Origin of the sequence: Noviherbaspirillum sp. (genome assembly GCF_035627455.1) — a bacterium.
GTDB lineage: Bacteria > Pseudomonadota > Gammaproteobacteria > Burkholderiales > Burkholderiaceae_D > Noviherbaspirillum.
In genome coordinates this window covers 25,803-34,069 of sequence record NZ_DASPLS010000024.1, presented here as the reverse complement: position 1 = coordinate 34,069, position 8,267 = coordinate 25,803, and the positions used below count along the sequence as shown (strand labels likewise).

Genomic DNA, 8,267 nt, shown 5'->3' with positions numbered 1-8,267 from the left:
GCGCAGGTAGTGGGCATCGCTGCCGACATGGGTGACGTGATAGAGGTGCTCAAGCGCTGCTTCACTGCCTAGCTTGTCGGCATAGGGTTCCATGTTGCGCAGGGTTGTCAGCAAGTCTTCGCGTATCGACAAGGTTTCGTGGGTTTTCGGGTGCACGATGGTGCCGTCGAGGCCGAACCGGCAGGCCTGGAAACGGTTGTAGTTGTAGACCAGGTAATCGTCTTCGGCCGGCGGCGCTTCCTTTCGTTCCAGCAGGTAGCAGCACAGGGCCTGCAGGTAGCAGGCAAGCGCGGCAGCCCGGTCGACCGTCAACGGCGTGTCGCAAACACGGAGTTCAATGGTGCCGTATTCCGGCTTGGGACGAATGTCCCAATAGAAGTCCTTCATGCTCCTGACGATGCCGGTGTCCTCCATCCGCGTGAAGTAATCGCGTTCGAAGTCTTCCCAGCGCAGCAGGAACGGCGCGCGGCCGCTCAACGGGAATGCGAATACGGAGTTCAGACGCGCCGAATTGAACAGGGTATCGCGCCCCTGAACATAGGGAGACGACGCTGAAAGCGCGATGAAGTGCGGCACGAAGCGGCTCAGCGAATGCAGCAGGAACAAGGCCTCATCCCCGGACGAGCAGCCGACATGGACATGTTGGCCGAACACGGTGAACTGCTTGGCCAGATAGCCGTACAAAGTGGAGACCTGCTTGAAACGCGGCTTGGAAAAGATCTTTCGTTCCGACCATTTCTGGAATGGGTGCGTGCCGCCGCCGCACACCCCGACGTTCAGCATGTCGCCCGCCTTGACCAGCGTGTCGCGGATGGCGCGCAGCTGCCCGAGAAGCTGGGTATGCCCGGTATGCACGTCGGTCGCGATCTCGATCATGCTTTCTGTGATTTCGGGCGTCACCGTGCCGGGAAACGGCTTGCGGGCCAGCAGGTCGAGCATGTCGGGACTGGCGGCAGTCAGGTCGAAATCGCTCAGGCTGACGAGCTGAAGTTCAAGCTCGACGCCGAGCGTCAGCGATTCGGAATACTTGAATGGCTCGAGCGGCATCAATAATTCTCCGTTGTGTCCGGTGTTTCCTTTGCCCATATCAGCGCTCTCTGGGTAATGATCGGGCCGACCACCTCCAGCAGCAGCGCCATCGCCGCGAGCGGAGGCAGGCCGTCCACCAGATCCACGCCCAGCCGTCGCGTTTGTTCGAGCAAGAGGATGGCGAAGACAGAGATCGGCGTGAGCGCCATGCCGGTCAGCGCACCCTTGCGCCAGGAAATCCCGCTCAGGCGGGAAAACGCGGTCACGCCAAGCGTTTTTGTGACGAAGCGGGTGGCGATAAGGAGAAGCGCAAGGCCGGCGCCGCCTGCGACCTGGCGCCAGTCGAGGGTCGTGGCGACGAAGAAAAACAGCAGTATCGCCAGCAGGTCGCCCATCACGCCGAAATTGCGCTGCGTCCGGTTGAGGGTCACCCGCCGGTGACGCGCGACAATGCCGAAGGTCAGGGTCGCCAGCAATGGCGAAAACTTGAATGCGTGCGTCACGGCAACCAGCAGGATGACCGCGATCGCGAATGCCAGGGTCGCGTCCTGCGCCATGTTGCCGAGGCGGCGCAGCAGTCCGGGAACCAGGATGCCGAGCAGCGCCCCCAGTCCTGCGGATGCAGCCAGCACCGCCAGGCTGTTCGATGCCGCTTGCAGCAGGTTGCCTGAGGTCTGGAACACGCCGATCCCCACAATCACCTTGAATGCAAACACCGCGAGAACGCAGTTCAGCGCCGACAGGTGCAGTACCCGCTCCGTCACCTGCCCTGAACTCTGCTGCTCGTTCAATACGCGCATGATGCCGGCGGGGGATGTCGACATCGCGAGCGATGCAAGCAGCAAGGACGCCAGGGGCGGCGATCCGTACCAGTCGGCGACGAAGTAAACCAGGCCAAAGGTGGCGATCGCTTCCACTGCACCTGTCACCCCAAGCCAGGGATTGGTGCGCAGCCAGCGCAGGTTGATCCGGTAGCCCAGCTCGAACAGGATCAGGCCGAATCCGACGCTCGCAAGCAGCATCAGCGTTTCTGTTTCGGACTGCGGCAAAACGCCCGATGCCAGGTTCCCGAACAGGAAGCCAACCAGGCCGTAAATGCTGATACGGGGCAGCCGGGTGAGCCGGTACCCGAACTCGCCCGCGATCCAGGCGACCAGGATCGCAAGCGGCCAGGCGAGTTGATAAGAAATGGGCAAGAGATCCTGCATGTGAATGATTCTCGTCAGTGTGGCCGTTCCGGGAACGGCGCATGAAAAACGCTACCCGACTTTTGTAGCATATTGACGCACCGGCGCTGCCGGTACTTTAGCCTTGCACAACTGCGAGATCAGCGCGTCCAGAAACTGCACCATGTCGAGGCGATGGTGCAGGTAAAACTCGGCCGCGCTGTCGCCCGCGCGCTCTACGCGGACAGTCAGCCAGTCGCGGCGCCGCATCTTGAATACGTCCTCATCGGTCATGCCGTCGCCAACATAGATCGCGCTCGGCGCGCCGCTGACTTCGCATAGCCGGGCAAGCGCGCTTCCCTTGTCGGGAGCATCGGCCGGCAACAGGTTGAACACATACTTCCCGGCCACGATCTTTGCCTGCGGCGATAACGAGGAAAACAGCTGCAGCAGGCGCGCTTCCGCTTCTTCGCGGTTGCGCACCATGCGGTAATGCACCGACAGCGAGTAAGTCCTGTTTTCCAGCCAGACGCCGGAATCGAACAGCACGCGGTCCGCCAGCGCGGCTTTCAGATGCCGCTCCCACGCCAGGCAGAGCGTTTGATAACGGTCCGCCTTGTCCTCCCAGCCGGGGAGGCCTTCGATGCCGTGATTACCGACGACAAAATCCGGAAGAAAGTCGAGGCGTACACCGACATCCACCACCGAGCGGCCCGAAATCACTGCCACCCGCGCGTGCTCCGATAGCGTAATCATCCGCCGCAACACGTCGGCCGGTATCGACGCCCTGTGCGCATCTTTCACGACAGGCGCCAAGGTGCCATCGAAATCAAACGCGCACAGCATACCCGGTTTGACGATCTCCACCACGCGTTGCGCGGCATGCTCGAAAAAAGACAAAGACATAGTTACACCACGCGCCCGAGCGACGGACGGCTATGAGAATGGATTCTGAACATGACACGTTCCCTCTGACGCAGTTGCGCCGCACACGGCAGCATATGGCTGGCTACACGCACCTTGTCCGGCGTGACAGTGATTGACGATGGGCGCGTCGCGCCACTCCCGCGCCGTGGCGGCGGTGAGGAACGCGGCGCCCGCCGGCATCGCCTGTCCAGACTTGCATTCGAGTGCGGCCATGGCGACTCCTGAAAATGCCTGTACAACTTCGGCTTCGTTAGACACGTACTGGAATTCGCTCCAGGAAAAAAACGCCCCCGGCGAAGGGGGCGCGAAGAGGCTCGAAAGACCTCGCTGCTCCTCTAATCGTTTCAATCTACATCGTGAACGGCAATGGCTGCAGCGCGAAGGACTCGTCGGCCCGCTCGATGACATTCAGCAGCGCCTGCAGACTCTTGTTCAGCTCCCGCAACTGTTCCGCATTCAGTTTCTGCAGCGATTCCGGCAACAAGCCGCGTGCCGGTGTCGGCGCGCGGGTGATCACGGCCTCACCTTTTTCTGTAAGTACGAGCTTTACTACCCGCTGGTCGTTCTGGTCACGCGCCTTGATTACGTAGCCTTTCTTCACCAGGGCATCGACCAGATTGCTGGTGGTCGTCTGATGGATGGCCAGCCTTTCCGCAACCTCACCCACCCGCAATCCGGGCGCCTCGTGCAGTTCCTGCATTACCCATAGCTGCGCGCCCGTGACGCCGCACTGTTTTTCGATCCAGTTCGAATGCCGCTGCGCTGCGCGGATCACGATCCGCAGCTTTTTCAGCGCTTCCATGGGTGAGGCGCATGCCTCGCCGGCGGGCTCGGGCTCTTGCGCCACCCCCGATTTCTTTCGATTCGTCATTTACCTGCTCCTGATACATATTGCCCCAGAAATACATTTGGCACAATATGTTTTGCCCAAACTCATTTCGGCCGATTCTTACATCATGCCGCATTATTATGACGAAGAGCCGCGCCTGCCCATGCCCGCCTGTCCCTCCCCCGCTATGGCAGATCAACGTCCGCGCGGAAACCCGTGCCATGGAGTTTCCATAAGAGGCGGAGCATGGGCGGCGAGCGTTCGGGGAGCCGGAACGGCAAGCAGGCAGTGCTGGGCAGTGCTGGGCCACGAGAGTGGAAAAACCTGAGCAATCCCGCCGGTGCGACGATTTGACGCGGCCGTTGGCGCAGCCGTTGGCATCGATGAAATCATGAACGGGCGAGACGCGGAAGGCACAAGCGCAATACAAGACATCAGTGCGCCACACCGCTGGGGCGCGCAGCGCGTTCTGTGCCGGTCCGGAAGATGCTGCAAGGGTTTCCTGAAAAAAGAGGAATCCCTTGTTGTCGATGTCACAGGTCCGCCCGACCAGCCCTCGCCTTTCGTGCGCCCGATCTTTCTAGCCCCTGCCGGCGACCAGGTCCCGGTACGCATGCCAGGTCGCATGTCCCACCAGGGGAGCGGTCAGCAACAGCGGGACGAAGGACAGGAGCAGGCTGATGCCGATGAGAGCCACGATCAGCGCGGCCCACAGGTAAAGCGGCACCGGGTTCTGCCAGAGCACGCGCACGCTGGTGAACAGCGCGATCATGGTGTCGGTCTTCCGGTCCAGCATGAGCGGGACGGAAACCACCGAGATCGCGAATGCGATCGATGCGAACACGAAGCCCACGCCAAACCAGGCGATGACGAATGGCATGTTCGACATCGAGAAGATCTGGGCGATGACGCCTTGCATCGTCGGGAAGTCCCTGGTGGAGAACAGCGCGAAGATCACCACCGACACCCGCGCCCAGACGACCATCAGAAAGGTCAGGATCGCCGCGAAGAAGCCGATCGACGCCGGGTTGCCCTTCCAGCAAGACAGGGAGCCTGTCAGGTCCGGCTGCTCGCCGCGCTCCCGCTGGCGCGACAGCCAGTAGATGCCGCAGAAGACAAACGGCCCGATCAGGAAGAAGCCGGCGGTCAGTCCCATCGTCAGCTGCCACCGGGTTTCGTAGATCGCCGCGATCGCAAAACCCATCAGCATGAACATCAAGCCATAGAAGGAAGCGCGCAGCCGCGTCGCGCGCATGTCCTCCAATCCCGCGGCCAGCCAGCGGAACGGCGCAGACGTGCCGACTGTGCGGATCCCGGGCATCAGCGCGGTGTCGGATGTTTCCGCCGCAGCGGGCGGAACCGGGGGCGGGGTGTGGATTATGTCTGTCACGGGCGTCTCCTGCCGTTCTGTCTTGTGTTGCGGATATTGTCTGTGGACTGTGGGGGCTGGCATCGCGGTTGTCAATGTGCACTGCGACAAAGATCGCGATAAAAGCCGCGCCCCGCCCCATGTGAGGCAATGCGGCGCAGTATGGCGACCGCTGCGCCGAGGCGCGCCGGCCCGCCCGGTCACGCCCGCCGGTTCAGGTCCCGAGCACCTCCTCCAGGATGTCCAATGCCTCATCCATCAACGCATCTTCGATGGTCAAAGGGAACAGGAAGCGGATCACGTTTGCGTGGGTGCCGCAGGTGAGCAGCAGCAGCCCCTTCTCCAGCGCCGCCGCCTGCACCTTGCGCGCGAACCCGGCGTCGGGCTGCCGCGTGGCCGGATCGTGAAACTCGACCGCGACCATCGCGCCCAGGCCGCGCACCTCGGCGATCTCCCGCACCCTCTCGCGCACCGTGTTCAGCCGCTCCTTCAGCCTGTTTCCAAGAACGTTCGCGCGTTCCACGAGATTTTCGTCCCGGATCACATCCAGCACCGCATGCGCCGACGCGATCGCCAGCGGATTGCCGGCGTAGGTGCCGCCCAGCCCGCCGGGCGCCGGCGCATCCATCAGCTCTGCGCGGCCGCACAGCGCCGACAAGGGCATGCCACCGGCCAGGCTCTTGGCCATCGTAATGAGGTCCGGCACGACGGCATAGTGTTCAATAGCGAACATCTTGCCGGTCCGCGCAAATCCGGTCTGCACTTCATCGCAGACCAGCAGGATGCCGTGCTCGTCGCACAACGCGCGCAGGCTTTCCATGAAGGCCGGCGGCGCCACATGGAACCCGCCCTCGCCCTGTACCGGCTCGAGGATGATTGCAGCCACCCGCCTGGGATCGACGTCGGCCTTGAACAGGGTCTGCAACGCGGCGAGCGACTGCTCGACAGTGACGCCATGCAACGCCACCGGGAACGGCGCGTGGTAGACCTCCGCCGGGAAGGGACCGAACCCGAGCTTGTAGGGCGCGACCTTGCCGGTCAGGGCCATGCCCATCATCGTGCGGCCATGGAAGCCGCCGGTGAATGCGATGACGGCCGGGCGACCGGTTGCCGAGCGTGCAACCTTGATCGCGTTTTCGACCGCCTCGGCGCCGGTGGAAAAGAACGCGGTCTTCTTGTCGAAATCGCCCGGCGCGATCGCATTGATCCTCTCAGCCAGCGTTACATAACCCTCATACGGAACGATCTGGTACGCGGTATGCGTGAACCGGCCGAGCTGTTCCTCGATCGCGGCCACCAGCCGGGGATGGCGGTGCCCGGTGTTCAGGACGGCGATGCCGGAAGCAAAATCGATGTAGCGCCGGTTCTCCACGTCCCAAAGCTCCGCGTTCAACGCGCGCTGCGCAAAGAAATTGCACATCACGCCCACGCCGCGCGGCGTCGCCGCATTTTTCCGCTGCTGCAGTTCTGCGTTGGTCATCGCTTGTCCTCGTCTGTTTGCCCGGGTTTACAGCTTGACCATCACGTGGCGCGCGACGGTGTAATCCTCGAGCGCGTACATCGACATGTCCTTGCCGTAGCCGGATGACTTCAGGCCGCCGTGCGGCATCTCATTCACCAGCATGAAATGGGTGTTGATCCAGGTGCAGCCGTACTGCAGGCGGCGCGTGATCCGCATCGCGCGGCTGATGTCGGTGGTCCACACGCTCGAAGCCAGCCCGTACTGCGAGTCGTTGGCCCAGCCCACCACCTGCTCTTCATCCGAGAAACGGGTGACGGACACGACCGGGCCGAACACCTCGCGCTGGACGATCTCGTCGTCCTGGCGGGCGCCGGCGATGACCGTCGGTTCATAGAAGAACCCCGGTCCCTGGCGCAGCTTGCCGCCGGTCGTGACTTCCACATGGCCCGTCATCTGGGCGCGTTCGACGAAGCTGGCCACGCGGCTGCGCTGCCGGTCCGAAATCAGCGGACCCAGCTCCACGCCCTCCTCCTGCTGCGTGCCCATCTTCAGCGTCGATACCGCGCTGCTGAGGTCGGCGACGAGCTTTTCGTAGATCTTCGGCCCGGCATAAATGCGGCAGGCGGCGGTACAGTCCTGCCCGGCGTTGTAATAGCCGAAGGTGCGCACGCCGTTCACCACCTCCTCCAGATTTGCATCGTCGAATACGATGACCGGGGCCTTGCCGCCCAGCTCGAGGTGAGTGCGCTTGACCGTTCCCGCGGCCGCCTGCAGGATCTTGCGCCCGGTGGACACGTCGCCCGTGACCGATACCATGCGCACCTGCGGATGCTCGACCAGCGGCTGGCCCACGCTCGGGCCGCGGCCGCAGATGATGTTGAGCACGCCCTTGGGCAGCACCTCGGCGGCCAGGCGCGCGAACAGCAGCGCGGTAAGCGGGGTTTGCTCACTCGGCTTGAGCACCACCGTATTGCCGGCGGCCAGCGCCGGCGCCGTTTTCCACGCGGCCATCATCAGCGGATAGTTCCACGGCGCGATCGAGGCGACCACGCCGACCGGATCGCGGCGGATGAGGCTGGTGTGGCCGGCCAGGTATTCGCCGGCGACCGAGCCGGTCATGCAGCGCGCCGCGCCGGCGAAGTAGCGGAAGCAGTCGGCAATCGCGGGGATTTCATCGGCCAGCACACGTGCATAGGGCTTGCCGCAGTTGAGCGATTCCAGCAGCGCGAACTGCTCGGCGTTGGACTCGATGATGTCGGCGAGCTTGAGGAGCATGCCGGCGCGCTCCGCCGGCGTCGTCTGCGCCCAGGCGTCCCATGCGCGCACCGCGGCCGAGACCGCGCGATTGACCTGTTCGCTGCTTGCCTCGCCGACTTCGCACAGGATCTCGCCGGTCGCCGGATTGATGATGGTTTCGCTCTCGCCGTCGCCGGGAACGAGCTGGTGGTCGATCAGCAGGTCTGTCGGGTACTGCATGTTCGCAAG

At 63.2% G+C, this 8,267-nt stretch carries 7 protein-coding genes; all 7 read right to left on the bottom strand.

Going from position 1 to position 8,267, the window contains the following annotated elements; genetic code table 11:
* A partial coding sequence (locus tag VEC01_RS04565) for a YbdK family carboxylate-amine ligase (RefSeq protein WP_324899201.1) occupies positions 1-1,047 on the bottom strand: 1,047 nt, incomplete at its 3' end.
* Positions 1,047-2,237, bottom strand: a complete 1,191-nt coding sequence (locus VEC01_RS04560; RefSeq protein WP_324899199.1) for a cation:proton antiporter — start codon at positions 2,235-2,237, stop codon at positions 1,047-1,049. The genes VEC01_RS04565 and VEC01_RS04560, both read right to left, overlap by 1 nt.
* A gap of 51 nt (positions 2,238-2,288) precedes the next feature.
* On the bottom strand, positions 2,289-3,065 hold the full coding sequence (otsB, locus tag VEC01_RS04555) for a trehalose-phosphatase (RefSeq protein ID WP_324899197.1): 777 nt from the start codon (positions 3,063-3,065) through the stop codon (positions 2,289-2,291).
* Positions 3,066-3,471: 406 nt separating this feature from the next.
* On the bottom strand, positions 3,472-3,924 hold the full coding sequence (locus VEC01_RS04550; RefSeq protein WP_324899195.1) for a MarR family transcriptional regulator: 453 nt from the start codon (positions 3,922-3,924) through the stop codon (positions 3,472-3,474).
* 607 nt (positions 3,925-4,531) lie between these two features.
* On the bottom strand, positions 4,532-5,341 hold the full coding sequence (locus VEC01_RS04545) for a DUF2189 domain-containing protein (protein ID WP_324899193.1): 810 nt from the start codon (positions 5,339-5,341) through the stop codon (positions 4,532-4,534).
* Positions 5,342-5,534: 193 nt separating this feature from the next.
* Positions 5,535-6,800, bottom strand: coding sequence for a 4-aminobutyrate--2-oxoglutarate transaminase (gene gabT / locus VEC01_RS04540; RefSeq protein ID WP_324899191.1), 1,266 nt, complete (start codon positions 6,798-6,800; stop codon positions 5,535-5,537).
* Positions 6,801-6,827: 27 nt separating this feature from the next.
* Entirely contained in the window at positions 6,828-8,240 is a 1,413-nt protein-coding gene (locus tag VEC01_RS04535; RefSeq protein ID WP_324899203.1) for a gamma-aminobutyraldehyde dehydrogenase, read from the bottom strand.
* Positions 8,241-8,267: the final 27 nt, after the last annotated feature.

What these genes read in the sequence shown, in the direction of transcription:
- VEC01_RS04560 (WP_324899199.1), bottom strand. Translation starts at nt 2,237, where the DNA reads ATGCAGGATCTCTTGCCCATTTCTTATCAACTCGCCTGGCCGCTTGCG.
- gabT (WP_324899191.1), bottom strand. Translation starts at nt 6,800, where the DNA reads ATGACCAACGCAGAACTGCAGCAGCGGAAAAATGCGGCGACGCCGCGC.
- VEC01_RS04550 (WP_324899195.1), bottom strand. Translation starts at nt 3,924, where the DNA reads ATGGAAGCGCTGAAAAAGCTGCGGATCGTGATCCGCGCAGCGCAGCGG.